23 protein-coding genes are annotated in these 25,236 nt (G+C 58.2%); 15 read left to right on the forward strand and 8 right to left on the reverse strand.

Annotation, left to right across the window (positions count from 1 at the left end; genetic code table 11):
- Positions 1-16 precede the first annotated feature (16 nt).
- The 4 genes from GOW60_RS04005 to GOW60_RS04020 are packed head-to-tail and all read left to right on the forward strand — an operon-like array spanning position 17 to position 2,640.
- Positions 17-427 (forward strand): universal stress protein, encoded by a 411-nt coding sequence (locus tag GOW60_RS04005; RefSeq protein ID WP_171115849.1) that lies wholly within the window; start codon positions 17-19, stop codon positions 425-427.
- 49 nt (positions 428-476) lie between these two features.
- On the forward strand, positions 477-983 hold the full coding sequence (gene comD / locus GOW60_RS04010) for a sulfopyruvate decarboxylase subunit alpha (RefSeq protein ID WP_152458032.1): 507 nt from the start codon (positions 477-479) through the stop codon (positions 981-983).
- Positions 980-1,534: a sulfopyruvate decarboxylase subunit beta gene (gene comE, locus GOW60_RS04015; protein ID WP_171228302.1), complete on the forward strand. Its 555-nt coding sequence runs from the start codon at positions 980-982 to the stop codon at positions 1,532-1,534. The genes comD and comE overlap by 4 nt, the downstream gene beginning before the upstream one ends.
- Positions 1,534-2,640 (forward strand): alpha-hydroxy acid oxidase, encoded by a 1,107-nt coding sequence (locus GOW60_RS04020; RefSeq protein WP_171228303.1) that lies wholly within the window; start codon positions 1,534-1,536, stop codon positions 2,638-2,640. The genes comE and GOW60_RS04020 overlap by 1 nt, the downstream gene beginning before the upstream one ends.
- A gap of 52 nt (positions 2,641-2,692) precedes the next feature.
- Here GOW60_RS04020 and GOW60_RS04025 read toward each other — a convergent pair whose 3' ends face one another.
- The gene (locus tag GOW60_RS04025; RefSeq protein ID WP_171228304.1) at positions 2,693-4,738 is read right to left on the reverse strand and encodes an ASKHA domain-containing protein; all 2,046 of its coding nucleotides are present in this window, start codon (positions 4,736-4,738) and stop codon (positions 2,693-2,695) included.
- Between the two features lie 216 nt (positions 4,739-4,954).
- On the opposite strand from GOW60_RS04025, the gene guaB reads away from it, so the two are divergent.
- From guaB to GOW60_RS04040, 3 genes are all read left to right on the forward strand, one after another.
- Positions 4,955-6,403 carry an IMP dehydrogenase gene (gene guaB, locus GOW60_RS04030; protein WP_171168056.1) on the forward strand — a complete coding sequence of 483 codons (1,449 nt, stop codon included), beginning with the start codon at positions 4,955-4,957 and terminating at the stop codon, positions 6,401-6,403.
- A 92-nt stretch (positions 6,404-6,495) separates the two neighbouring features.
- Positions 6,496-7,653 (forward strand): RsmB/NOP family class I SAM-dependent RNA methyltransferase, encoded by a 1,158-nt coding sequence (locus GOW60_RS04035; RefSeq protein WP_171228305.1) that lies wholly within the window; start codon positions 6,496-6,498, stop codon positions 7,651-7,653.
- A gap of 109 nt (positions 7,654-7,762) precedes the next feature.
- Entirely contained in the window at positions 7,763-10,054 is a 2,292-nt protein-coding gene (locus GOW60_RS04040) for an ATP-binding protein (protein WP_171228306.1), read from the forward strand.
- A 5-nt stretch (positions 10,055-10,059) separates the two neighbouring features.
- Here GOW60_RS04040 and GOW60_RS04045 read toward each other — a convergent pair whose 3' ends face one another.
- Positions 10,060-10,653 (reverse strand): sulfotransferase family 2 domain-containing protein, encoded by a 594-nt coding sequence (locus GOW60_RS04045; RefSeq protein WP_171228307.1) that lies wholly within the window; start codon positions 10,651-10,653, stop codon positions 10,060-10,062.
- 192 nt (positions 10,654-10,845) lie between these two features.
- On the opposite strand from GOW60_RS04045, the gene recA reads away from it, so the two are divergent.
- From recA to GOW60_RS04065, 4 genes are all read left to right on the forward strand, one after another.
- On the forward strand, positions 10,846-11,913 hold the full coding sequence (gene recA / locus GOW60_RS04050; protein ID WP_152458025.1) for a recombinase RecA: 1,068 nt from the start codon (positions 10,846-10,848) through the stop codon (positions 11,911-11,913).
- Between the two features lie 175 nt (positions 11,914-12,088).
- Positions 12,089-14,761, forward strand: coding sequence for an alanine--tRNA ligase (alaS, locus tag GOW60_RS04055; RefSeq protein WP_171228308.1), 2,673 nt, complete (start codon positions 12,089-12,091; stop codon positions 14,759-14,761).
- 1 nt (position 14,762) lies between these two features.
- Positions 14,763-15,050, forward strand: a complete 288-nt coding sequence (locus tag GOW60_RS04060) for a DUF1330 domain-containing protein (RefSeq protein WP_171228309.1) — start codon at positions 14,763-14,765, stop codon at positions 15,048-15,050.
- Between the two features lie 369 nt (positions 15,051-15,419).
- Positions 15,420-16,043, forward strand: a complete 624-nt coding sequence (locus GOW60_RS04065) for a transglutaminase-like cysteine peptidase (RefSeq protein ID WP_253286106.1) — start codon at positions 15,420-15,422, stop codon at positions 16,041-16,043.
- Between the two features lie 74 nt (positions 16,044-16,117).
- Here GOW60_RS04065 and GOW60_RS04070 read toward each other — a convergent pair whose 3' ends face one another.
- The 6 genes from GOW60_RS04070 to GOW60_RS04095 form a co-directional block, all read right to left on the reverse strand.
- Positions 16,118-16,600, reverse strand: coding sequence for a hypothetical protein (locus GOW60_RS04070; RefSeq protein WP_171227785.1), 483 nt, complete (start codon positions 16,598-16,600; stop codon positions 16,118-16,120).
- A gap of 463 nt (positions 16,601-17,063) precedes the next feature.
- Positions 17,064-18,881 carry a translational GTPase TypA gene (gene typA, locus GOW60_RS04075; RefSeq protein ID WP_152458021.1) on the reverse strand — a complete coding sequence of 606 codons (1,818 nt, stop codon included), beginning with the start codon at positions 18,879-18,881 and terminating at the stop codon, positions 17,064-17,066.
- A 76-nt stretch (positions 18,882-18,957) separates the two neighbouring features.
- Entirely contained in the window at positions 18,958-19,293 is a 336-nt protein-coding gene (locus GOW60_RS04080; RefSeq protein WP_171228310.1) for a multidrug efflux SMR transporter, read from the reverse strand.
- A gap of 379 nt (positions 19,294-19,672) precedes the next feature.
- Complete coding sequence (locus tag GOW60_RS04085) at positions 19,673-20,836, reverse strand: HD family hydrolase (RefSeq protein WP_171228311.1); 1,164 nt, start codon at positions 20,834-20,836, stop codon at positions 19,673-19,675.
- Positions 20,833-21,078: a hypothetical protein gene (locus tag GOW60_RS04090; RefSeq protein ID WP_152458018.1), complete on the reverse strand. Its 246-nt coding sequence runs from the start codon at positions 21,076-21,078 to the stop codon at positions 20,833-20,835. Before GOW60_RS04090 ends, GOW60_RS04085 begins: the two co-directional genes overlap by 4 nt.
- Complete coding sequence (locus GOW60_RS04095; protein ID WP_152458017.1) at positions 21,078-21,731, reverse strand: alpha/beta hydrolase; 654 nt, start codon at positions 21,729-21,731, stop codon at positions 21,078-21,080. Before GOW60_RS04095 ends, GOW60_RS04090 begins: the two co-directional genes overlap by 1 nt.
- A gap of 181 nt (positions 21,732-21,912) precedes the next feature.
- Between GOW60_RS04095 and GOW60_RS04100 the strand changes: the two genes are divergently transcribed.
- The 4 genes from GOW60_RS04100 to GOW60_RS04115 are packed head-to-tail and all read left to right on the forward strand — an operon-like array spanning position 21,913 to position 25,207.
- Positions 21,913-22,371, forward strand: a complete 459-nt coding sequence (locus GOW60_RS04100) for an Rrf2 family transcriptional regulator (RefSeq protein WP_152458016.1) — start codon at positions 21,913-21,915, stop codon at positions 22,369-22,371.
- Between the two features lie 50 nt (positions 22,372-22,421).
- The gene (locus tag GOW60_RS04105) at positions 22,422-23,465 is read left to right on the forward strand and encodes a cysteine desulfurase family protein (RefSeq protein WP_171228312.1); all 1,044 of its coding nucleotides are present in this window, start codon (positions 22,422-22,424) and stop codon (positions 23,463-23,465) included.
- Positions 23,466-23,483: 18 nt separating this feature from the next.
- Positions 23,484-25,004 (forward strand): Fe-S cluster assembly protein SufB, encoded by a 1,521-nt coding sequence (sufB, locus tag GOW60_RS04110; protein WP_171228313.1) that lies wholly within the window; start codon positions 23,484-23,486, stop codon positions 25,002-25,004.
- A complete protein-coding gene (locus GOW60_RS04115; RefSeq protein WP_152458013.1) occupies positions 25,004-25,207 on the forward strand; it encodes a hypothetical protein in 204 nt (67 codons plus the stop codon). The genes sufB and GOW60_RS04115 overlap by 1 nt, the downstream gene beginning before the upstream one ends.
- Positions 25,208-25,236: the final 29 nt, after the last annotated feature.

The following is a 25,236-nucleotide window of genomic DNA, read 5'->3' on the forward strand; positions in this document are numbered from 1 at the left end:
AGAACTGGAGACCTTCATGTACACAAAAATACTGGTCCCGTTAGCTTTGGATCACGGCATATCGCAACACACGCTGGAAATCGCACGGGCCTTGTCAGGAGAGGGCGCAGAAATAATTGCGCTGCATGTCTACGAGATGCCTCAGGGATCGGTCAGCGCCTATCTGGACAAATCGGTTGTCGCCGAAGGGTTCGAGCGGGCCCGTTTACAACTGTTGCAAAAAGTCGAAGGGCTTGAAGGGGTGACGGCCGAAATCGTCAAAGGCCATACCGCGCGGTCCATCATCGACTATGCCAGCAGCAAGGATGTCGACTGTATCGTTATCGGCTCGCACAAGCCGGACCTGAGCGACTACTTCCTTGGATCGACCGCTTCGCGCGTCGTCCGCCATGCCCCCTGTGCCGTACACGTGCACCGAAGGGCCTGAATTCCTCAATCGCGCATCTAGCGCCCCAAACAGGACCAAAAGCTGGATCATGAACATAGACAAAAAGATCACCGACGATCTGGTGGCCAACGATATCTCGTTTGTCACCACTGTCCCGTGCAAGCAATTGGCAGGTGTCATCGCAGAAATCGACGAGCGCGAGGGCATCTATCACATCCCGTCCAACAAGGAAGACGAAGGGATGGGCCTGTGTGCAGGGGCGTGGATGGGCGGCAAGCGGCCCGCGATCATCATGCAGAACACAGCCATTGGCGTGACGATCAATACACTGGCGACGCTGATCCAGTATTACCGGATGCCGCTGCCGATGCTGATATCGTACCGGGGAGAATTGCGCGAACCCATTGCCTGCCAGGTTGAAATGGCGGTTCACACCAAGGCGCTGCTGGCTCAGCTGAACATCCCCACCTACCACTTCCACCATCAGGCCGATGTCGAAGAGCTCGACGCGATCCTGAAATACACTTTCATGTGCAACAAGCCGGTCGCCATCCTGACCGACGCCAATTTCTGGGGAGGCTATGGCGACCAATGATCCGTTCTGAAATTCTGAAGGAAATCGCCCCGATCCTGCGTGATCAACTGGTTGTCTGCAACATCGGCATTCCCAGCCAGGAACTGCATGCCATCGACGACCAGCCCACCAACTTCTACATGCTTGGCACCATGGGGCTTGCGTCCTCGATCGGCCTGGGGCTGGCGCTGTCGCAACCCAAACCGGTGATCGTGATTGACGGCGATGGCTCGATCCTGACCAATCTGGGCACCCTGCCAACGATCGCTAACAACGTGGCGGACAATTACATCCTGCTGATCGTGGACAACGGCTCGTACGGCTCGACCGGCGATCAGCCGACCTATGCGGGGCAAAAGACCTCGCTGGCCAAAATGGCCGAGGCCGCCGGGTGTGAGCGCGTGATCGAATGTGCCGCCGAAGACACCGGGCGCGTACTGCAAGAGGCACTGGATGCCAAACAGATGACCATCATCGTCAGCAAATGCGAAAGCGGCAATGCCAAGATGCCGCCGATCACGATGGATCCGGTGGTCATCCGCGACCGCTTCATGAAGGCCGTTCAGGCCTGATGGGCGCAAGCGCCATCCACAGCGCCGAGGACGCCCGCCGCCTGGCGCGGCGGCGTCTTCCGTGGATGGTGTTCGACTATATTGATGGTGCCGCCGGGGCCGAGATGGGTGCCGGTCGCAATCGGTCCGCTTTGGATGCAATGATCTTGCGCCCGCGTATCCTGCGCGACGTCAGTGAAAGATCTCTGGCAAGTTCGCTGTTCGACCGGCCCGCGAAACGCCCGTTTGGTATCGCGCCGATGGGCATGTGCAATTTGTCCGCGCCGGGGGCCGACTTGATGCTGGCCCGCATCGCGGCACGCCACGAGGTGCCGCTTGGGGTTTCGACTGTGGCCTCGACCGCGATGGAGGATCTGATCGTCGAAGCGGAAGGCCATGCCTGGTTCCAGCTGTATTTCAGCGGCGACGGCAGCGGCACATTCAAGCTGGTCGATCGCGCCAAGGCAGCGGGGTACGAGACACTGGTGCTGACCGTGGATGTGCCCGAGGTTGGCCGACGCCCGCGCGAGTTGCGTCATGGGTTCAAAATGCCCTTCAAAATGGGGCCAAAGCAGGTGATGGATTTTGCCCTGCACCCCCGGTGGTCCTTGCCGGTCCTGCTGAAAGGCAAGCCGGAAATGGCGAATTTCCGGATGGATGGCTACGATTTCGACCGCACTGAAAGCCGCGCCAAGGCCACGTGGGAGACATTGGCCCGTCTGCGCGACCAGTGGGCCGGAAATCTGGTGGTCAAAGGGGTATTGGACGCAGACGACGCGCAAAGGCTCAAGTCAGCGGGCGTGGACGCAATTCAGGTCTCAAGCCATGGTGCACGCCAGTTGGAAAGTGCGCCCGCGCCAATCACGGTGCTGCCCGAGATACGCAAGGCCGTCGGTCCGGATTTTCCGCTTTTCTACGACAGCGGGCTGCGTTCTGGTGAAGACGTCCTCAAGGCACTTGCGAACGGGGCGGACTTTGCCTTTTTCGGTCGCATCCTTCAATTTGCAATAGCGGCCGAAGGCGAAAAGGGTCTGGCGCAGCTATGGTCGGTACTCAGCGAAGAAATCAGCATCGCCATGGCCCAACTAGGCGTCACGTCGCTGGACGAGGTCCGACGCAACGCCTGATGTGGGTGACGGCAATGACCCGAGGTTTCCCCCGGGTCATTGAACCGTCGGTTCAACCGCGGCGCCTGCGACGACGTCCGCCACCTGCTTCGGTTTCGCCGCCGGTGTTGAAGCTTGGGTTGGGCAAAGTGACAACCTGGGCCAGTTCCGGGAACGGATCCGTCTTGTGCGGGATCGCATTGGCGGCCACGAAGTGATCCTGAAACTTCGGCTCAATGGCGGTTTCGATCTTGGTGATCTCGCGCACGACGCGCTCGATCTCGGCGCGCGATCCGATATTGCACAGCGCGATACGTGCGCCGGTGCCTGCGGCGTTGCCCGCGCTGGAGACTTTCTCCAGTGGCGCGTCGGGTATCATTCCCAGCACCATGGCGTGTTTGGTCGAGATATGCGCGCCGAACGCACCGGCCAGAACCACGCGATCCACCTTTTCGACATTCATTTCGTCCATCAGCAGGCGTGCACCTGCGTACAATGCTGATTTCGCAAGCTGGATGGCACGGATGTCACCCTGCGTGACCGTGATGCGGGGGCCACCCTCGGCGCTGGCATCGTGGATCAGATAGGCATGTGTGCGACCTTCGGGCACGCAGCGGGCAGTGCCGGTCTGTTCCGCCGATCCGATCAGGCCGCCTTCGTCCAGCAGGCCTGCGATACGCATCTCGGCCACTGCCTCGATGATACCGGATCCGCAGATGCCTGTGATCCCAGTCGTAGCAATCTCCTGATCAAAGCCGTCTTCGTCGGACCATTTATCGGACCCGATGACGCGGAACCGGGGTTCCTTGGTAACAGGGTCAATCTCGATTCTCTCGATCGCCCCGGGTGCGGCGCGCTGGCCGGAACTGATTTGAGCGCCTTCAAAGGCAGGCCCGGTGGGCGAGGAGCAGGCGAGCACGCGGCTGGTATTGCCAAGCAGGATTTCAGCGTTGGTGCCCACGTCGACGATCAGAACCAGATCCTGCGACTTTCCGGGTTCTTCGGACAGGGCCACCGCCGCGCAGTCCGCGCCCACATGGCCTGCGATACAGGGCAGGATATAGACCTGCGCGCGTGGGTTCATGGTTGTCAGATCCATGTCGCGGGCGGGCAGGGACATGCTTTCCGACGTTGCCAGCGCAAACGGGGCCTGACCCAGTTCCACCGGGTCCAGCCCCAGCAGCAAGTGATGCATGACCGGGTTGCAGACGAACACAGTTTCCACGATCAGAGAGGCATCGATGCCTGCCTCTTCGGCAATCGACGTGGCCAGGTCATTGATTGCCTCGCGCACTGCCTTGGTCATCTCCTGATCGCCGCCGGGGTTCATCATGGAATACGAAACACGGCTCATAAGGTCTTCGCCGAACCGGATCTGGGGATTCATGAGGCCAGAGGATGCCTTGACGTCGCCGGTTTCCAGATCGGTCAGATGCGCGGCGATGGTGGTCGAGCCGAGGTCGATGGCCAGACCATACAGCCCGCCTTCATGCAGGCCGGGCCAGATTTCGACGATACGCGCCACGCTGTCCTTGTGACCTTTGTGGACCGCCACGGTGACTTCCCATTTACCCTTGCGCAGAACCGGTTGAAGTTTGGACATCAGCGTCAGGTCCGCCGTGACGGCTTCGATGTCCCACTGTTCGCGCAACGCGCGCTCGAGCCGTTCCAGATCACCGGTGGGCGAATGCATGTCGGGTTCTTCCACCACAACGAAATAAAGGCGCGTGGCCGGGTCCATCGTGATGGCACGCGCGGCTGCCGCCTTGCGCACGACCTGCCGGTGCACCTGGCTTTCGGGCGGTACGTCGATCACGACATCGCCCTGAACCGAGGCCTGACAGCCCAGACGGCGGCCCGGTTTCAGACCGCGCTTGTCGTCATAACGCTGTTCGACGGCGTTCCATTCGCTCAACGCGTCCTCTGACACCGTGACGCCGTGCTTGGGAAATTCGCCATAGCTGGGTGTGATCTGGCACTTTGAACAGATGCCGCGGCCCCCGCAGACCGAATCCAGATCCACTCCCAATTGACGGGCCGCCGTCAGAATTGGGGTGCCGACGGGGAAGTGCCCGCGTTTGCCGGACGGGGTAAAGACGACAAGAGGGTCGGTGGTCATCAGTGACATACCTTTTCATATTCGCGCGTATGCCGGGCAAGATATGGGTTTGCGCGAAAAGGGAAAGGCCATCAGCGGCACGATCTGCACAACGAGCGTCGTTTTCTTCCACTGCATCGACAACCAGAGCCAAAGAGTTGCCCCCAAGGGCTTTTCCTTTGGTTCAATCCATGTAATAGGGTCACCGCCAAACGGGCTTTTGCATGGGGTATTCAGATGCAGATTCGTGAGGCACTTACCTTTGACGACGTTCTCCTGGTTCCGGGCGCATCTTCCGTGCTGCCGGCAACGGCGGATACGACCACGCGTGTGACGCGCGAAATCACCATGAACATCCCATTGTTGAGTTCGGCCATGGACACCGTGACCGAGGCGCGCATGGCCATTGCCATGGCTCAGGCGGGCGGCATCGGTGTGGTTCACAAGAACCTTTCGGTGGAAGAACAGGCCCGCGAAGTCCGCCGGGTCAAGCGGTTTGAATCCGGTATTGTCTATAACCCGGTGACATTGCGGGTGGATCAGACATTGGCCGACGCCAATGCGCTGGTACAGCGCTACAACTTCACCGGTTTTCCAGTCGTCGACGAGCAGGGCCGCGTGGTGGGTATCCTGACCAACCGAGACATGCGCTTTGCAAACTCGGACGATACACCGGTACACGCGATGATGACTTCGGAAAACCTGGCGATGCTACAGGAACCGGCCGATCTGGAAGAAGCCAAAAGCCTGATGCGGGCGCGCCGTATCGAAAAGCTGCTGGTCGTGGATGGTGAAGGCAAGCTGACCGGTCTTCTGACGCTGAAGGATACGGAACAGGCCGTTTTGAACCCAACCGCCTGCAAGGACCGCCTGGGTCGCCTGCGGGTTGCTGCGGCGACGTCGGTCGGGGATGCCGGGTTCGAACGGTCCGAACAATTGGTGGATTCGGGTGTCGACATCATCGTCGTCGATACGGCACATGGTCATTCGCAGGGCGTGCTGGACGCGGTAAAGCGGGTCAAGACCCTGTCGAACGAGGTTCAGATCATTGCCGGGAATGTTGCAACAGGAGAAGCGACCAAAGCCCTGATCGATGCCGGTGCCGACGCGATCAAGGTGGGCATCGGTCCGGGATCGATCTGTACCACACGGATGGTGGCGGGGGTTGGAGTACCTCAGTTGACCGCGATCAGCGATTGTGCGGCGGCAGCGGGCGACGTTCCGGTCATCGCGGATGGGGGCATCAAGTTCTCGGGTGACTTTGCAAAGGCGATCGCGGCCGGGGCATCCTGTGCCATGGTCGGGTCGATGATTGCGGGCACCGACGAAAGCCCGGGCGAGGTGATCCTGTATCAGGGCCGTTCGTTCAAATCCTATCGCGGCATGGGCAGCCTGGGTGCAATGGCGCGCGGATCAGCCGACCGTTATTTCCAAAAAGACGCAGCCAATGACAAACTGGTGCCCGAAGGCATCGAAGGGCAGGTGCCCTACAAAGGTTCGGCCAGCGCCGTGATCCACCAGCTGGTTGGCGGCTTGCGTGCGGCGATGGGGTATACCGGCTGCGCCACCATCGAAGAGATGCGCAAGAACTGCAATTTCGTGAAAATTACGGGCGCCGGTTTAAAGGAAAGCCACGTGCATGATGTTCAGATAACCCGTGAGAGCCCGAACTACCGGGTCATGTAATCCATCCAGCAAGACACAAGGCACCCGGGAACGGGTGCCTATTTGCCACTTGGATCGGCCAGCCGGACCCATTTTCGCCAAGGTATTCCACAATGACACCCGCCGCCCGTGTTCAGGCCTCGATCGAAATTCTGGATGATGTTCTGGCTGGCGCGCCGGTCGAAAAAGCACTCACCGGCTGGGCGCGGCGCAGTCGCTTCGCCGGATCCAAGGATCGGGCAGCCATTCGTGATCACGTATTCGACGCGCTGCGACGCAAGCGCTCGTATGCAGCGTTGGGAGGGTCCGATACCGGGCGCGGTTTGATGATCGGTGCGACCCGTGCGTCAGGCGGGGATCTGGCCGACCTGTTCACCGGCGACCGTCACGCTCCGATGCCGGTTCAGAAAACGGAAGCGGCGCGGGATTTCGCGACCGAGGCCGAAAGATATGACATTCCGGAGTGGCTGTGGCCTCGGTTCGTTGACTCTCTGAAGGATGCCTTGGTTCCTTGCGCGATGTCATTGCAGAACCGGGCGCCCGTTCACCTGCGGGTCAACTTGCGAATAACCGATCTTGGCGGGGCCATCGACGCCTTGAAGTCCGAGGGTGTGATCGCCCATCCGGTTCAGGTATGCCAAACCGCGCTCGAGGTGACAGAGGGGGCCCGGCGCATTGCCCAAAGCCAGGCCTATGCCCGGGGTCTGGTCGAGCTTCAGGACGCTGCAAGCCAGGCGGTCGTGGCCGCGCTGGATCTGCGGCCAGGGATGCGTGTTCTGGATTATTGCGCGGGTGGTGGTGGCAAGGCGCTGGCGCTTGCAGCGCACGAGGGCGTCGAAGTGTTTGCACATGATGTGAATGCCGGTCGCATGAAGGATATTCCGACCCGGGCGGAACGAGCAGGCGCAAAGATAACCATCCTCAACTCCGATGACCTTTCAGGTGTTGATCCGTTTGATGTGGTTTTGGTTGATGCGCCGTGCTCTGGCAGCGGATCGTGGCGAAGGGCGCCTGCCGGGAAATGGGCCTTGACCGAGGATCGCTTGCGGGACCTCACCGCCATTCAGGCCCGTATTCTGTGTGACATTGCGCCTTTGGTGCATCCGGGCGGCCTGCTGGCTTACGCAACCTGTTCGGTTCTGAACGATGAAAACGGCAAGATCATAGACGATTTTCTGGATCATTTTTCCCAGTGGCGTGAAACCTTCCGGAAAACGTGGCACGTTACACACGAATCTGACGGGTTCTTTACGTCGCACTTGACGCGCTGAGCTTTTGGCAAATAACAACCTTTGGTAGATTGTTGCCTTCCGAACGCCGTTAAACGGGAATTAACCAATTTTGGCCGTTATAGCCGATAACTTTGCGCCCGAGCCGTTTATGTCTGACACAGCAGAATTTTTCAGCGACCCATCTCTTGTCCACACGCCTTCGGCATCTCGTCTATGGTCGTTGGTGGCGGTGGCATTGTTGATCAGCATTGCCCCCATGGTCGGGTTGTTGCCACCGGGTTGGACCATGGGCATGATGGTCGCGGGAACTTCGCTTTTGATCGTGGCACTATGCGTCGTGATCAAGGGCCAGATCGACGCCCGACATGCGCAGCAAACCACTGCCGTCATGGCCGCGTTTGCAGAACAGGAAGAGTCACCTTTCCTGATCGCTAATGCTTATGGCGACGTTATGGCGTCCAACGCACCAGCGCGGGAACAGTTCGGCGCGGCGAAAGGAGCCAGCCTTGAAACCTGCCTCGGTTCGACGTTCTCGACCCCTCAGGTGATTTTGTTGAGGTTGCAATCTCAGGCCCGATCATTCGGTCGGGCCCGCGAAGACTGCGTGATCAGGGGAAACACAAGCAGTGTAACCGTGTTTCAATTGGCCCCTGACATTTTTTGCTGGCGGTTTCAACAGTCAGAACAGAAAAGCTGGCAGTCTCTCAACCTGCCGGTTCTGACCATCGGATGCGCGGATGACGTGGTGCGCCCGAATCCGGCGGCGAAAAAGTTGCTTGGGCCGCGTCCCGGTCGGGTGCGCGACATCTTCGGTGATGCTGACCCCCGGATCGGAGCCTCAAACATCATCAAGTCACAGGACGGAATGATACCGGTCGCTGTGACGGAGCTTTCCCGATCCAGCAAGGAACAAAGCCTTGGTTTGGTGCCGCTCATTGAAGCTCCGGCGGCCGGGGCCAGCACGTCTTTTGCAGATCTTCCGGTTCCGGTTCTCACCCTGTCTCCGGCGGGGGCCATTCTGAATGCCAACAGGCTGGCGAATAAGCTGCTGGGAAATGAAAACCTGGAAGGTACGAACATAGCCGACATCATGCGCGGTATGGGGCACCCCATTCTGGATTGGCTGGCGCGGACGGCCGCGCAAGAAGATGCGCAACGATCCGAGTTTCTTCAGTTGACCCGAAAAGACAAGGAAGTCTTCGTACAGGTCACGCTGAGCCGTGTCGTTGTCGATGGCAAGATCTGTCTGATCGCGGTTCTGAATGATGCGACCGAGTTGAAGACCCTGGAGGCACAATTCGTCCAAGGGCAGAAAATGCAAGCTGTGGGTCAATTGGCCGGCGGGGTCGCACATGATTTCAACAACCTGCTGACGGCCATTTCCGGGCACTGCGATCTGCTGTTGTTGCGTCACGATCAGAATGACCCGGATTATGGGGATCTGGTTCAGATCAATCAGAACGCCAACCGGGCCGCTGCGCTGGTCAGTCAGCTTCTGGCATTCTCGCGCAAACAGACTCTGAGGCCCGAAGTTCTGGATTTGCGCGACACGATCTCGGACCTCATTCACTTGTTGAACCGCCTTGTGGGCGAGAAAGTTCTGCTGACCCTCAGCCATGATCCGGTGTTAAAGCCGGTTCGGGCGGACAAACGGCAGTTGGAACAGGTGTTGATGAATCTGGTCGTCAACGCGCGCGATGCCATGCCTGACGGGGGCGAGATCCGTATCGAGACCGAGGTATTGAACCTGTCGCAACCGCTCAGCAGGGACAGGGCCACCGTCCAACCCGGCGAATACGTTACGGTCAGGGTCATGGACAGCGGCGTGGGAATACCTGCTGACAAACTGCAAAAGGTCTTCGAGCCGTTCTATACGACAAAGCGCACGGGCGAGGGGACTGGGCTTGGGCTTTCAACAGCTTATGGCATCGTCAAGCAGACGGGCGGTTTCATCTTTGTCGACAGCACGGTGGGTCGAGGCACCGAATTCACCGTCTTTCTACCTGTTTGCGCCACGGTGGCAGAGGCTGAACAGGACACTCCGGCCCAGCCCGAAGCCCAAAGCGCCCGGCAAGGAGAGGGCGTCGTGCTTTTGGTTGAAGACGAAGCACCGGTCCGCGCCTTTGCAACCCGGGCCCTGCGGCTCAAGGGCTACACCGTGCTGGAGGCGGATTCGGCCGAGGAAGCCCTGCGGCTTCTGGAAGATCCGTCTTTGAACGTGGACGTATTCGTAACGGATGTGGTCATGCCCGGTATGGATGGGCCGACCTGGGTGCGCAAAGCTCGGGAAACACGTCCGGATGCCCGCGTGGTCTTCGTATCGGGTTACACGGAAGGTGCCTTTGGCGATTCAGAATCCGAGATCGCCAATTCGACCTTCCTGCCCAAGCCGTTTTCCCTCACCCAGTTGACCGAGGCGGTTTTCCAACAGCTGAACTGAGCACCCTACAAGGCTGCATCGTGGAGCGCGAATTCCTCTGCGTGTCTTTTGCGAAATTTCTGCCGTGTCTCGGGCGTCAGCGTCAGATCACCCGGTGGTGATACATTCTCTTGCGGCAGGTCGATCTGCATATTCAGTCGCGCTTGCAGGAAGTCGAGAATTTTGTCCTGGTTTTCGTATTTGAAAATATGCGTGGCGCCGCGACCATTGCTGCGGGTACGGAAAAACTGGCTTTGGCTGCCAACATCGGCAAAATCCGGGCGCGGGTTTGTCATATAGGCTTGCACAAACGCATCGAAACTCATGTCTCGGGTCGAATGGACGTGGCCGACCAGATCGGCGCGGCTGCGAAATCGATACCAGCTGCCCAGCCAGTCAACGGGTTCGCGAACAACTGCCAGGATCTCCATCTCGGTATCGTACATCTTCCGAAAAACGTTCTGGAAAAACCGATCATACCTGCGCACCGGAGCATGTTTGAGCTCGGGCGGATGAGTGACAACGATATCAGCGCGATCCCGCAACGCCGTGTGATAAGCCGTGCTGCCGGTTTTCGGAACGGCAAGGAAGGCAAGGCGTTCCTCATAGAAAACAAGCATTTAATTGCTCCAATTGTCATCCGGCTATGCGCGCAGATTGTCGTAAAGGACTTCTTAATACAATTGCTGAAGACTAAATCCCGTAAGTTTTTATTGAAATGTTCTTCTTTTGGTCCCATAAGGAACAAGAGGCGAACAAAGCAGCGATTGCCGCCCGATCAAGGGTGTGACAAAAGGGAAGGCGACAGGACAATGGCGGATCTTCTGACAATGAGCGACAAGAAAAACGCAGACAAGCAAAAGGCGCTCGACAGCGCGCTGGCCCAGATCGAACGGCAGTTCGGCAAAGGCTCTATCATGAAGCTTGGCGAAGGCGCCAAACAGGACATCGATGCAAGTTCGACAGGCTCGCTCGGGCTGGATATTGCGTTGGGAATTGGTGGTCTGCCGATGGGGCGGATTGTTGAGATTTACGGCCCCGAAAGCTCGGGGAAGACGACGCTGACGCTGCATTGCATTGCGGAACAGCAGAAACGCGGCGGCGTCTGCGCCTTTGTCGACGCCGAGCACGCGCTGGACCCGCAATATGCGCGAAAGCTGGGTGTTGATCTGGATGAGCTTCTGATCTCGCAGCCCGATACCGGAGAGCAGGCGCTGGAAATCACCGATACGCTGGTGCGCTCGGGCGCGGTCAACATGGTCGTGGTCGATTCGGTTGCGGCGCTGACGCCGAAATCCGAACTGGAAGGCGACATGGGTGACAGCAATGTCGGCGTTCAGGCCCGTCTGATGAGCCAGGCGATGCGGAAACTGACGGGCTCGATCAGCCGCTCGAACTGTATGGTAATCTTCATCAACCAGATCAGGATGAAAATCGGCGTGATGTTCGGCAGCCCCGAAACCACCACCGGCGGCAATGCACTGAAATTCTACAGCTCGGTCCGTCTGGATATCCGCCGCATCGGCGCGATCAAGGACCGCGACGAAGTTGTCGGCAACCAGACGCGCGTCAAAGTGGTCAAGAACAAGGTGGCGCCGCCCTTCAAGCAGGTGGAATTCGACATCATGTATGGCGAAGGCATCAGCAAGATGGGTGAGTTGCTGGATCTGGGTGTCAAAGCCGGAGTGGTCGAAAAGTCAGGGTCATGGTTCAGCTACGGCGACGAACGGATCGGGCAGGGGCGTGAGAATGCCAAACAATATCTGCGCGACAACAGCCGCATTGCCTTTGAGATCGAAGACAAGATTCGGGCGGCTCACGGGCTGGATTTCGACATGCCTCCGGGCGCAGCCGAGGATGATGACATCCTTGAAGCCTGACGGTCGCTGACGGGGTGCGCTACGTTCCCGACCCGACATGTTGTGTTGAAAATACCATGAACAAGGCGGTCCCCGGGCCGCCTTGTTTCGTTCGGACGCGCCTCTGCTGTGGACACTCGTTTGACAGGGGGATAAACCTGCGGGGACCAAGTTTTTTGTGCGCCGAGAGAGCCCTATGCCAACCCTGAACGACATCCGATCGACCTTTCTGAACTACTTTGAAAAACAGGGGCATGAGGTCGTGGCGTCCAGCCCGCTGGTGCCGCGCAACGACCCGACGCTGATGTTCGTCAATTCGGGCATGGTGCAGTTCAAGAACCTGTTCACCGGATTGGAAACACGTGACTACAAGCGCGCCACCACGGCGCAGAAATGCGTGCGTGCCGGCGGCAAGCACAACGATCTCGACAATGTGGGTTACACGGCGCGCCACCATACATTCTTCGAGATGTTGGGGAACTTCTCGTTTGGTGATTACTTCAAACACGAAGCGATCCCGTTCGCGTGGGAGCTGATCACCAGGGAATTTGGGATCGACAAGAACCGTCTGCTGACAACGGTCTATCATACCGATGACGAGGCGTTTGAAATCTGGAAAAAGGTCGGTGTACCCGAAGACCGGATCATCCGCATCGCCACCAGCGACAATTTCTGGCAGATGGGCCCGACCGGCCCCTGCGGCCCGTGTACCGAGATCTTCTATGACCACGGAGACCACATCTGGGGTGGTCCTCCGGGCTCTGCCGAAGAGGACGGCGATCGGTTCATTGAAATCTGGAACGTCGTCTTCATGCAAAACGAGCAGTTCGAAGACGGCTCGATGGTCGAGCTCGACATGCAGTCGATTGATACGGGCATGGGGCTCGAGCGGATCGGTGCATTGTTGCAGGGCAGCCATGACAATTATGACACCGATCTGTTCAAGGCACTGATCGAGGCATCGGCCGATGCAACCGGCGTGGATCCTTACGGGGATCAGAACGTGCACCACCGCGTGATCGCGGACCACCTGCGTTCGACTTCGTTCCTGATTGCTGATGGCGTGATGCCCAGCAATGATGGCCGCGGCTATGTTCTTCGCCGCATCATGCGTCGTGCCATGCGTCATGCGCATCTGTTGGGTGCCAAGGATCCGGTCATGCACCGGCTCGTCCCGTCATTGGTACAACAGATGGGCGGTCACTATGCCGAGTTGACCCAGGCACAGCCATTGATCGAAGAGACCTTGTTGCTTGAAGAAACGCGTTTCAAGCAGACGCTGGACCGGGGGTTGAGGCTGCTGGACGATGAGGTGTCCGGCCTTTCCGAGGGTGCGCCTTTGTCCGGTGAGGCGGCATTCAAACTGTATGACACCTACGGTTTCCCACTGGACCTGACACAGGATGCTCTGCGTGAAAAAGGCCGGACAGTTGACACCGAAGGCTTTGAAACGGCGATGGCCGAACAAAAGGCCAAAGCGCGGGCTGCTTGGGCCGGGTCCGGTGAAGCCGCGGATCAGGCGGTATGGTTCGATGTTCTGGACAGCGCCGGGGCGACCGACTTCCTTGGCTATGACACCGAGAAAGCCGAAGCTCAGGTTGTGGCACTGGTTGTCGACGGTGCCTTGGTTGACAAGATCGAAGCGGGCAACAGCGGCTGGGTCGTGGTGAACCAGACGCCGTTCTATGGCGAAGCTGGTGGTCAGGTGGGCGACACTGGCGAGTTGCGGCGTCTTGAAGATCGCGATCACCTCAGCCGGGTGGAGGACACCAGAAAATTCGCCGATGGGAAAGTCTATGCACATAAGGTGACGGTCGTCAGCGGTGCCGTGTCAAAAGGCGACTCTGTCGAGCTGGAAGTCGATCATGCGCGCCGCACGGCAATCCGGGCCAACCACTCGGCCACGCACTTGCTGCATGAAGCGCTGCGGGAAACGCTGGGCGACCATGTGGCTCAGCGCGGCTCGCTGAATGCGGCGGATCGTCTGCGGTTCGACTTCAGCCATTCCAAAGCGCTGAGCCCGGAGGAAATCCAGAAGGTTGAACTAGAGGTGAACGACTTCATCCGCCAGAACTCGGCGGTCGAGACACGGGTCATGACACCGGATGACGCGCGCAAACTGGGCGCGCAGGCACTGTTCGGCGAGAAATACGGTGACGAGGTGCGTGTTGTCTCGATGGGCAAGGCGCCTACGGGCAAGGGCCATGATGGCGAAACCTGGTCGATCGAACTGTGCGGCGGCACACATGTGCGTCAGACGGGTGACATCGGCACCTTTGTCATCCTGGGCGACAGCGCAAGCAGTGCCGGCGTGCGCCGCATCGAGGCACTGACCGGGGATGAGGCGTTCCGTTACTTTTCGGCACAGGATCATCGCCTTGCGCAGGTGGCGTCGGAACTGAAGGCGCAGCCGGATGATGTGGTGGCCCGCGTGAAAAGCCTACTGGAAGAACGCAAGTCATTGCAGAACGAAGTGGCGCAACTGCGCCGAGATCTGGCGATGGCCGGCGGGAACGGGCAGGGCCGCGGTGCCGAAGCGCGTGATGTGAACGGCGTGAAGTTCATAGCGCAGGCCCTCAGCGGGGTGTCCGGCAAGGATCTTCCGGCATTGATCGACGAACACAAGGCGCGTCTTGGATCGGGGGCGGTGTTGCTCATCGCGGATACCGGCGGCAAGGCCGCGGTTGCGGCTGGCGTCACCGAAGACCTGACAGGAACCGTTTCGGCGGTCGATCTGGTCAAGGCCGCTGTGGTGGAATTGGGCGGCAAGGGCGGCGGCGGCCGCCCGGACATGGCCCAGGGCGGTGGACGGGATGCGTCGAACGCGGATTCGGCGATCAAGGCCGCAGAACAGGTTTTGGGAGGGTAAGATGGCCGCACTCTGGATTGCACATGTGACGGTGACCGATGCCGAGGCGTATGGAAAATATGCCGAATTGGCCGGGCCAGCCATTGCCAAGCACGGGGGCACTTTCATCGCCCGTGCGGCGCGTTACGTTCAGTTGGAAGGCAAGGAACGGCCACGCAACGTTGTTGCCCGTTTCCCGTCGCTTGAAGCGGCTGTCGAATGCTATAACTCGGATGACTATCAAAAAGCATTGAGTCATGCGCGCGACGCCAGTGAACGTGAATTGGTTGTGGTTGAAATCACGGAGTGAACGTCTGCGTTCACGACGTGTAGCGCGGTTTGCCCGGTAAACGGGCAGCCAATAGGCAATCATTGGCTTATGCCACGATCGACCTTGGAAACTCAGCCCGCAAATATGGGCTGAGTTTATTTTTGCATTATTTCAATCACTTGTCGGGCCATGCCGTCGCGGATTAGTGCGGTAAACGCCTGAATTGTGGCTGCGTCACCCAAATTCTTGCGCAAAAAGGTCAGATTGACGGACGAATTTCCGCCCTTTTTCCCCTTCAGCTTTTTAGGTGATTGCCTGAGCGGGGTTGTTCGCAGATAGTTTCACGAATCGGAATGCGACCCTGTTTGACGTGCAATCGTACGAAGAACATCGGATTGGGGTACAGGCATGAAACACTTCACAAATCTGGCCAAGCGGTTTGGTGCAAGACTTCTGCCGGTTTCAGTGCGCGCTTTCAGCATCAGTTTTTTGGGCGTTTGCACCATCGCCATGGCCCCCGCCGCACATGCTTCCGGGAACGGGTTTATCCCAAGTGTCGCGTCCTCGCCGCCACCGTCAGGAGCCATCAACCTGTGCGCTCAGTACAAATGGGCCTGTGCAGGAAAACGATCCGTATCCATGTCCAGCCAGCAAGAACTGAAAGTTGTCGAACAGGTAAATCGGCGCGTGAACAGATCGACGCGAGAAGTCACCGATCAATCTCAGTACAAGATGACTGAGCGTTGGGCGCTTCCGACAGCCAGGGGTGGCGATTGCGAAGACTTCGCGCTGTTGAAGAAAAGGGATTTGATCCATGCAGGCGTCGATCCAAGTAAACTGTTGATCGCTACGGTTCTGGACACGCGTCGGGTGCCTCACGCGGTGCTGGTGTACCGCTCTTCAAACGGTGATTTGGTTTTGGACAACCTCACAAACCGTATCAAACCCTGGACAGCGACGCGGTATCTGTTTCTTCGTATGCAAGACCCGAACCGCCCCGGACGTTGGGTTGGTGTGTACGGCCATAGCTGAGGAAACCTGAAAGTCTTTTTGAGAAACTGAATACCGGTGCAATCGTATCTTGCACCGGTATTTTTGCTTCCAAATTAAAACGTTTCGCCGCCGCCTTCGTTTTCACCGCCACCTTCGTTTTCGCCGCCACCTTCGTTTTCGCCGCCGCCTTCGTTTTCGCCGCCACCTTCGTTTTCGCCGCCACCTTCGTTTTCGCCGCCGCCTTCGTTTTCGCCGCCGCCTTCGTTTTCACCGCCGCCTTCGTTTTCACCGCCGCCTTCGTTTTCGCCGCCGCCGCCAGAGCCGCTGCCTTCGCCCCCTCGGCCAGTGCCGCCGCCGCCGGTGCCGCCGTTTTCACCGCTTGTGCCGCCAGATCCACCGCTTGAACCGCCGCCTCCTCCGAAATCCGGGCTGCTGTCGACTGTCTCATCGGACGGGCCATCTCCGGATCGCTGATCACTTGCGCCGATCGAGGCCGTGGGAAAATCAGAAAGCAAGTCTGCAAGTGGTGTACATTCAGCTCCAACACGCGCCAGAATTTGATCGAAATCGTGCCGGCGTTGAATGTATCGGATCATACCCGATGTCACAGCGTCGCACTCACATAACACCTGTGCGGATGCTGCGGATTGTCTGGCTGTTTGAACGGTACATGTTCCGGCTGCGAAAGCTTCGCCCGCGGGCGAAAACAAAAACGTCGTAGCAACAAAATACAGCGGGATATTGCGGGACCGGATACCCATTTGGAACTCCTCGAAACTCGATACTTTACTACGTGTTCATATGAACCACCGAAGCGAGTGTGTTTATGAACGACGTCACACAACTGGCACATTTTCACCTTAAACGGGTCTCAATCACAATATGTGGATTGGGGGAGTGATGGAGAAATAATGCAACCTAAAGAAGAAAAGCTACTCTTTTCAATTGAAAACCGGGCGTAGTGCCCGGTTGTCCGTTTTTCATCTTTTGTCTGTTTGGACGCAAAATTGCCACACTTGGGCAATTGTTTCCGATTGCGGCAGCGGTCTGCCAGGTAAATCAGGCCGACTTGGCCATCCGCTTGCGCTCGTGCGGGTCAAGATAACGCTTGCGCAAGCGCACTGCATTCGGGGTGACTTCGACCAGTTCATCGTCGTCAATGTAAGCAATTGCCTCTTCCAGCGAGAACTGAATATGCGGCGTTAGACGAACCGCATCGTCCGAACCACTGGCGCGTACGTTTGTCAGCTTCTTGCCTTTCAGCGGGTTCACTTCCAGATCATTGTCACGAGAATGCTCGCCAATCACCATGCCTTGATAGACATCCGTTTGAGGACCGACAAACATCCGGCCACGCTCCTCTAGGTTCCACAGGGCATAGGCCACGGCTTGGCCATTCTCCATCGAGATCAGAACACCCGCCCGGCGGCCCGGGATCGGGCCTTTGTGCGGGGCCCAGCCATGGAACACGCGGTTCAGAACGCCTGTGCCGCGGGTGTCGGTCAGGAATTCGCCGTGATAGCCGATCAGGCCACGGGACGGTACGTGCGCGATGATGCGGGTCTTGCCTGCACCTGCCGGGCGCATCTCGACCAATTCACCTTTGCGGGCCCCGGTGATCTTTTCGATCACGGCGCCCGAGTATTCATCGTCCACGTCAATGGTGACTTCCTCGATCGGTTCCAGCCGCTGGCCGTTTTCCTCGCGGAACAGAACCTGCGGGCGCGAGATGCTGAGTTCGAACCCTTCACGGCGCATGTTCTCGATCAGAACACCCATCTGCAATTCGCCGCGGCCCGCAACCTCGAATGCCTCGCCGCCGGGTGTGTCGGTGACGCGAATCGCGACATTGGATTCGGCTTCTTTCATCAGGCGATCACGGATGACGCGCGACTGAACTTTCTTGCCGTCACGACCGGCCAACGGAGAATCGTTGATACCAAAAGTTACGGTGATCGTCGGCGGGTCGATGGGCTGTGCAGGCAGGGCTTCTTCGACCTGCGGAGCGACCAGAGAATCCGCCACGGTGGCTTTGCTCATGCCCGCGATGGTGACGATGTCACCGGCTTCGGCCACATCGATAGGTTGCTGAGCCAGCCCGCGGAATGCCAAAATCTTCGACGCACGGAAGTTCTCGATCAACGATCCGTCACGGCTCAGGGCTTTCAGGCTGTCGCCAGCCTTCAATGTGCCGCTTTCCACACGACCCGTCAGAATGCGGCCGATGAAAGGATCGCTGCCCAAAGTGGTGGCCAGCATCCGGAACGGCTCACCCTTATGCGCGATCTGTTTCGGGGCAGGAACGTGATCGACGATCAGATCAAACAGTGCGCTCAGGTCCTTGCGCGGGCCGTCCAGCTCCATATCCGCCCAGCCGGAACGGCCCGAGGCATACATGGCCGGGAAATCCAATTGATCATCATCGGCACCGAGGTTGGCGAACAGGTCGAAGCATTCATCCAGTGCGCGGTCAGGTTCCGCATCCGGCTTGTCGACCTTGTTCAGAACCACGATCGGGCGCAGGCCCAACGCCAAAGCTTTCGACGTCACGAACTTGGTCTGTGGCATCGGGCCTTCGGCGGCGTCAACCAGCAGGACGACACCATCGACCATGCTGAGGATACGCTCGACTTCACCACCGAAATCGGCGTGGCCGGGGGTGTCGACGATGTTGATGCGTGTGTCTTTCCATTCGACCGAAGTTGCCTTGGCCAGAATGGTGATGCCACGCTCGCGCTCCAGATCGTTGCTGTCCATGGCGCGTTCCGCCACGGCCTGGTTTTCCCGGAACGCGCCGGATTGTTTGAGCAGCTCATCCACCAGGGTCGTCTTGCCGTGGTCCACGTGAGCGATGATTGCGATGTTGCGCAGGTCCATGAGAGGTCAGCCTTTGAACGGAAAGTTGCCGCGCGCATAGCGCGGCGCGACAAAATATACCAGCCCTAACCGTGGATCAGTGACCGGCAGTCTTGGAAAAGAGGTGAATGATCAGGATTCCGGACAAGATCAACGTCAATCCCAGGATCGCAGGCCAATCCAGCCTTTGGCCGAACACGATGAATCCGATCACGGCGATCAGAAAGATGCCCAGACCGGACCAGATCGCATAAACGATACCGACAGGCATGTATTTCAGCGTCAGCGCCATGAGGTAAAATGCGAGTCCGTACCCCACGACCACAAGGACGGACGGCCAGAACCGGGTGAATTGTTGACTGGCCTGCAAGGCCGTGGTGCCAATGGTTTCCGCAACAACGGCCATCATCAGATACAGATACGCTTGGGGCATTTTGATCCTCGAAACAGGAAAGATACCCTCGCGTTGAGCATGAAACCGAAGGGGTGGGCAAGGCGATTTTTTGGGTCTGAGGATATGAGAATACCGTCTGAGGTCAGGTATACCTGACTATTCAGAGAATCGAATTAGTGTAGTCTTCTCAACGTATTTTATGATTTGTTATTGAGTTTTGAGTTATGACGACATTTTCGAAATCCGTAATATTTGCTGCGGGTCTGATAGTGGCGATTGGGTGGCTTGCTGACGGGGGGTCCGTCGAAGTTGAAGCAGCCAACATGGTTGAACAGTTTGATGGTAGTAGTGTTTTTTAAGCGCCACGTAGAGCTTAGCAGGGAAAAAGGAGCCGTCGGGCTCCTTTTTTCTTTTCTGCCTAGTGGTGTACAGCCTCGATGCTTTGGAAGTGTTCAGCCAGTTGCGGTTGCAGCCAATCCCACAGCCCTGGAGAACCTGCTGCAATCGCAGGCTGAACGCGCGCCTCAAGCTGGGCATATGTGACCTTGTAATCGACCCACGATCCGCCACCGGTTTCCAGATTGGCGACAGGTGTCTGAAAACGATCAACGGCTTTGGCGAACCTGGCGTCGGGGCTGTCTGCCGCTTCAAACTCGTGCCACAGGGTCGTGAAGGTGTTGCATTGCGTGTCGGGCAGCAGCCCGAACAAGCGCTTGGCCGCCGCTAGTTCCTTGGCGGCTTGTGCTGCGTGATCGACCTGCCCGTGGATCGGATTGTCGCCGGCGTCGATTTCGACGATATCGTGCAGCAACAACATCTGAAGGACCCGATCAACACGGATCCCCGGGGGCGCGTTTTCAGCCAGGACCCAGGCGTAGAGCATGATGTGCCACGAGTGTTCTGCCGAGTTTTCGAAACGATCGCCCGCCATCAGCCGCGAGGCACGGAGAACGGATTTCAGCTGATCAGCTTCGGTCAGAAACGCCAGCCGTGTCGTAAACGCGTTGGTCTGCGTATCTGCACCAGCCAGCAGGTTTGTGGCGTGCTCGTAGGCCAGTGGAAAAACCTGTTCCAGATAGGCGGCGCGACCGCCTTGGAGGTTTGAACGCGCTATGTCCACGTGATCCGGATCTGGGTTCGGAGCACACAGAACCTGAAACAGTGGCTGACAACGATCCAGAACCTTTGCAAACCGGGTGTCGGCGGTCTGATCTTCCTCAAATTCACGCCAGACAGCGTGAAACGCATCGGCCTGATCCTTTGGCAACAGCCCAAACAGCTCTTTGGCTGCGGCTTGTTCGGCCTTGGCGACCGCGTTCCAGTCAGTTTCAAGGTGAATTGGGTGGTCGCCGACAACGATTTCAACCAGGTCATGCAGCAACAGCATGCGTATGACCCGATCAATCGAGACTTCCGGCCCCGCCAACGGGGCCATGACCAGGGCCCACAAGGCCAGATGCCAGCTGTGTTCTGCCGAGTTTTCGGGTCTGGACTGGTCAAGCAGGGCATTTGCCCGCTCGACCATTTTCAGTTTGTCGGCCCGTTTCAGAAATGCGATTTGCGCCGACAAACGATCGGTCATTGTTTTTCGATCGCTTTCTGCTTCGCACGATGCGCAGACAAGCGTTTGATCACGAACTGCCTGGCTTTCCGTTCCGCCAACCGAACACGGATTTCCGTCAGAAACGCCTCTTCCAGAGACTGAGACGCAGCCCCGAGCACTTCACCAACTTCGACAAAGAACCTGTCTTCGCCTGTCTCATCCATAACCTTCATCGTATCTTCGGCCAGTTTGGCGGCAAGAGATGTGATGGTGTCGGACATCAGCGGGTGTTCTCGGTTAGGCGGCGTTTCACATAGTCGCTGACATTGGTGATCAGCGTGTCCATGTGACGATCCTGAAAGAAGTGATCTGCACCTTCCACTTCGGTGTGCGTGATGGTGATTCCCTTCTGCTCGTGCAGCTTGTTCACCAGCGAGGTCGTGTCAGCCGGCGGCGCCACCCTGTCAGCGGTGCCGTTGATGATCAGGCCGGAAGACGGGCAGGGGGCAAGGAACGAAAAGTCATACATGTTTGCAGGGGGCGATACACTGATGAACCCCGTGATTTCAGGGCGGCGCATCAGCAGTTGCATACCGATCCACGCGCCGAACGAGAAACCTGCGACCCAGCAGTGTTTCGAATTGTTGTTCATCGATTGCAGGTAGTCCAGCGCCGACGCCGCATCGCTCAGTTCGCCCACGCCCTGATCATACTCGCCCTGGCTGCGACCGACGCCGCGGAAGTTAAAGCGCAACACGGTGAAGCCCATGTTGTAGAAGGCATAGTGCAGGTTGTAGACGACCTTGTTGTTCATGGTCCCGCCGAACTGAGGGTGCGGGTGAAGCACGATGGCGATCGGTGCGTCTTTTTCCTTTTGCGGGTGGTAGCGGCCTTCCAGGCGGCCTTCGGGTCCGGGAAAAATCACCTCGGGCATGTGTGCTTTGGTCCTGTCTTTTTCGTGCCGATGCCCGGATATACTTGACGATAATCGTCGGGCACCTTAGAACGGTTCTAATTACATTGCTTGGCGCATACCAGCGCTGTCAGTCGGAGATACGCACTGGCAACGTCGGCGTCAATGATTTCGCGCAAATCCTGCTGAAAGGGGACATGGAATGAAGCTGTCGACCAAAGGGCGTTACGCAATGGTCGCCTTGGCGGATATTGCGCTTCAGCCGACGGAACGACTGGTGACGCTTGGGGAGATCTCCGAGAGGCAGGACATTTCGTTGCCATATCTCGAGCAGCTCTTCGTCAAACTGCGCCGGGCGGACTTGGTGTCTTCCGTGCGGGGGCCCGGCGGAGGGTATCGACTGGCACGCCCGGCATCCGAAATTCGTGTCGTCGAAATTCTGGCGGCCGTGGACGAAACCGTTGATGCGCTGCAAAAAGGGGCCGGAGCGTCCGGCGCCTCGTCCGGCAGCCGCGCTCAATCACTGACCAATCGGCTTTGGGAAAGTCTCAGCGCGCATGTCTATGTGTTCCTGCATCAAACCCGTTTGTCAGATGTGATCAAGAACGACCTCGCCCCGTGCCCGGCCGTGCCGAGCCTGTTTTCCGTTGTAGATGAATGATCTGAACGGGCGGGATATGAAATGAAGTCTGTCGGCAAAAAGATGTATCCATGAAACGTGTTTATCTGGATCACAATGCAACAACGCCGCTGCGCCCCGAAGCGAGGGACGCGATGATTGCAGCGATGGAAGTCTGCGGCAATCCCTCGTCGGTTCATGCGGAAGGTCGGGCCGCCAAAGCTCTGATCGAGCGCGCCCGGGCCCAGGTTGCGTCGGCCTTTGGGGCGGATGGTGCGGATATCGTCTTTACATCTGGGTCAACCGAAGGTGCGGCGCTGGCATTGTCGGGGCGCCAATTGCACGGCGCGGCGATTGAACATGACGCGGTAAGAGCTTGGATCAATGAGGATCTTACGGTTTCCGAGGCCGGAGACGTGCAGGTAACCGCGCCTGAAATGTCGACATTGCAACTGGCAAACTCAGAGACGGGGATTGTTCAAACACTGCCGTCCGGCCTGGCCGTGACAGACGCCACACAGGCTTTTGGCAAGCTGCCCGTCGCGTTCAACTGGATGAATGCACAAATGGCCTTGGTCTCGGCGCATAAACTGGGCGGTCCAAAAGGTGTCGGTGCCGTTGTGATGCAGCGCGGAACCGACCTAGCGGCGCAGATCAAGGGGGGCGGCCAGGAAATGGGCCGCAGGTCAGGAACCGAAAATGTCATTGGTATCGCGGGGTTCGGCGCCGCAGCTGAAGCTGCGGCGCGAGATCTGGCCAATGGCGTTTGGAAGCAGATCGAAGAATTTAGAAATATTCTAGAAAACGCTCTTGAGGCCGCTGTAAAATCACCTATTTTTGTCGGGAAAGGGCGGCAACGCCTGCCGAACACCCTGTGTTTTGCTGCGCCCGGTTGGAAGGGTGAAACCCAGGTCATGCAGATGGACCTGTCGGGTTTTGCCGTCAGTGCGGGCTCTGCCTGTTCCAGCGGCAAGGTTCGTTCCAGCGCGGTGCTTACCGCCATGGGATTTGACGAGGAAACGGCCAGCAGCGCAATCCGCGTATCGCTGGGACCTCGGACAACGGAAGAAGATGTGCTGCGTTTCGCCGAAACGTGGCTTGAGAAAGAGAAAAAGCATCGCGCGCGCGCCGCGTGATCTGACGGAGGGTAAGTTATGGCCGCTTTGGACCAGACCCAGGTGAAAGAGGGTGTCGATCAGGAAACCGTGGATGCGGTGCGCGAGGTCGGAACCTATAAATACGGCTGGGACACGGACATCGAAATGGAGTACGCGCCGAAAGGTGTGAACCCTGACATCGTCCGACTGATCTCGGAAAAGAATGAAGAACCGGAATGGATGACCGAGTGGCGTCTGGCCGCGTTTGAGCGCTGGACCAAGATGGAAGAACCGAAATGGGCCATGGTCTCGTATCCCGAGATCGATTTTCAGGATCAGTATTACTATGCGCGTCCGAAATCGATGGAAGAGAAACCCAAATCGTTGGACGATGTCGACCCAAAGCTGCTGGCCACTTACGAAAAGCTTGGTATCCCTCTGAAAGAACAGATGATTCTGGCCGGCGTCGAAGGTGCTGAGGATGCGCCGGCCGAGGGGCGCAAGGTTGCTGTGGACGCGGTGTTTGACTCGGTGTCCGTCGGCACGACCTTTCAGGCCGAACTGAAAAAGGCCGGTGTGATTTTCTGTTCGATTTCCGAAGCGATCAAGGAACATCCTGAGCTGGTCAAAAAGTATCTGGGCACTGTGGTTCCGGTGTCGGACAACTTTTATGCAACTTTGAACTCGGCCGTGTTTTCGGATGGGTCCTTCGTCTACATTCCGCCCGGTGTCCGCTGCCCGATGGAGCTGAGCACCTATTTCCGCATCAACGCCGAAAACACCGGCCAGTTCGAGCGCACTCTGATCATCGCTGACAAAGGCTCGTACGTGTCCTATCTGGAAGGCTGCACCGCGCCCCAGCGCGACACCGCGCAGCTGCACGCAGCCGTGGTCGAGATCATTGTCGAAGAAGACGCCGAAGTGAAATACTCGACCGTTCAGAACTGGTTCCCCGGGGATGAAAACGGCAAGGGCGGGATCTACAACTTCGTGACCAAGCGCGCCGATTGCCGGGGCGACCGTTCCAAGGTGATGTGGACGCAGGTTGAAACCGGCTCGGCCGTGACGTGGAAATACCCGTCCTGCATCCTGCGCGGCAACGAAAGCCAAGGTGAGTTCTATTCGATCGCGATTGCCAACAACTATCAGCAGGCCGATACCGGCACCAAGATGGTTCATCTGGGCAAGAACACCAAGTCGCGCATCGTGTCCAAGGGCATCAGTGCGGGCAAGGCGCAGAACACCTATCGCGGTCTGGTCTCGATGCACCCGAAAGCCAAGGACAGCCGCAACTATACCCAGTGCGACAGCTTGCTGATCGGCGACAAATGCGGCGCGCATACGGTTCCATATATCGAGGTCAAGAACAACTCGTCCCGTGTTGAGCATGAGGCGACGACGTCCAAGGTGGATGACGATCAGCTGTTCTATTGCCGTCAGCGCGGCATGGATGAAGAAGAGGCCGTGGCTTTGGTGGTCAACGGGTTCTGCAAGGACGTTCTGCAAGCACTGCCGATGGAGTTCGCCATGGAAGCGCAGCAACTGGTGGCAATCTCGCTGGAAGGGTCGGTTGGCTGATGACGCGGGCGTCACGAAGCGGCATCCGGAAAGAAGACGTGCTGACCTGGCTGGGTTACGCGTTGCCGGTTCTTGGCGGTCTGCTGGGTATGGCTTACGTCAACATCAACCACATGGAATTCATCAACCCGGTTTGGGCGGTTGGCGGAGGGGCGATCCTGGGCTGGATCGTCGCGCGTCTGATCCGCAAGTTGCTGGGATAATAAGGTTTCGGGGCCACGGTGCCCCCTGC

It is taken from the genome of Ruegeria sp. HKCCA4008, from assembly GCF_013033125.1.
Taxonomy (GTDB): domain Bacteria; phylum Pseudomonadota; class Alphaproteobacteria; order Rhodobacterales; family Rhodobacteraceae; genus Ruegeria.

Excerpts from the sequence above, each read along its gene's own strand:
- GOW60_RS04005 (WP_171115849.1), top strand. The coding sequence starts at position 17 with ATGTACACAAAAATACTGGTCCCGTTAGCTTTGGATCACGGCATATCG.
- comD (WP_152458032.1), top strand. The coding sequence starts at position 477 with ATGAACATAGACAAAAAGATCACCGACGATCTGGTGGCCAACGATATC.
- comE (WP_171228302.1), top strand. The coding sequence starts at position 980 with ATGATCCGTTCTGAAATTCTGAAGGAAATCGCCCCGATCCTGCGTGAT.
- GOW60_RS04020 (WP_171228303.1), top strand. The coding sequence starts at position 1,534 with ATGGGCGCAAGCGCCATCCACAGCGCCGAGGACGCCCGCCGCCTGGCG.
- GOW60_RS04025 (WP_171228304.1), bottom strand. The coding sequence starts at position 4,738 with ATGACCACCGACCCTCTTGTCGTCTTTACCCCGTCCGGCAAACGCGGG.
- guaB (WP_171168056.1), top strand. The coding sequence starts at position 4,955 with ATGCAGATTCGTGAGGCACTTACCTTTGACGACGTTCTCCTGGTTCCG.
- GOW60_RS04035 (WP_171228305.1), top strand. The coding sequence starts at position 6,496 with ATGACACCCGCCGCCCGTGTTCAGGCCTCGATCGAAATTCTGGATGAT.
- GOW60_RS04040 (WP_171228306.1), top strand. The coding sequence starts at position 7,763 with ATGTCTGACACAGCAGAATTTTTCAGCGACCCATCTCTTGTCCACACG.
- GOW60_RS04045 (WP_171228307.1), bottom strand. The coding sequence starts at position 10,653 with ATGCTTGTTTTCTATGAGGAACGCCTTGCCTTCCTTGCCGTTCCGAAA.
- recA (WP_152458025.1), top strand. The coding sequence starts at position 10,846 with ATGGCGGATCTTCTGACAATGAGCGACAAGAAAAACGCAGACAAGCAA.
- alaS (WP_171228308.1), top strand. The coding sequence starts at position 12,089 with ATGCCAACCCTGAACGACATCCGATCGACCTTTCTGAACTACTTTGAA.
- GOW60_RS04060 (WP_171228309.1), top strand. The coding sequence starts at position 14,763 with ATGGCCGCACTCTGGATTGCACATGTGACGGTGACCGATGCCGAGGCG.
- GOW60_RS04065 (WP_253286106.1), top strand. The coding sequence starts at position 15,420 with ATGAAACACTTCACAAATCTGGCCAAGCGGTTTGGTGCAAGACTTCTG.
- GOW60_RS04070 (WP_171227785.1), bottom strand. The coding sequence starts at position 16,600 with ATGATCCGATACATTCAACGCCGGCACGATTTCGATCAAATTCTGGCG.
- typA (WP_152458021.1), bottom strand. The coding sequence starts at position 18,881 with ATGGACCTGCGCAACATCGCAATCATCGCTCACGTGGACCACGGCAAG.
- GOW60_RS04080 (WP_171228310.1), bottom strand. The coding sequence starts at position 19,293 with ATGCCCCAAGCGTATCTGTATCTGATGATGGCCGTTGTTGCGGAAACC.
- GOW60_RS04085 (WP_171228311.1), bottom strand. The coding sequence starts at position 20,836 with ATGACCGATCGTTTGTCGGCGCAAATCGCATTTCTGAAACGGGCCGAC.
- GOW60_RS04090 (WP_152458018.1), bottom strand. The coding sequence starts at position 21,078 with ATGTCCGACACCATCACATCTCTTGCCGCCAAACTGGCCGAAGATACG.
- GOW60_RS04095 (WP_152458017.1), bottom strand. The coding sequence starts at position 21,731 with ATGCCCGAGGTGATTTTTCCCGGACCCGAAGGCCGCCTGGAAGGCCGC.
- GOW60_RS04100 (WP_152458016.1), top strand. The coding sequence starts at position 21,913 with ATGAAGCTGTCGACCAAAGGGCGTTACGCAATGGTCGCCTTGGCGGAT.
- GOW60_RS04105 (WP_171228312.1), top strand. The coding sequence starts at position 22,422 with ATGAAACGTGTTTATCTGGATCACAATGCAACAACGCCGCTGCGCCCC.
- sufB (WP_171228313.1), top strand. The coding sequence starts at position 23,484 with ATGGCCGCTTTGGACCAGACCCAGGTGAAAGAGGGTGTCGATCAGGAA.
- GOW60_RS04115 (WP_152458013.1), top strand. The coding sequence starts at position 25,004 with ATGACGCGGGCGTCACGAAGCGGCATCCGGAAAGAAGACGTGCTGACC.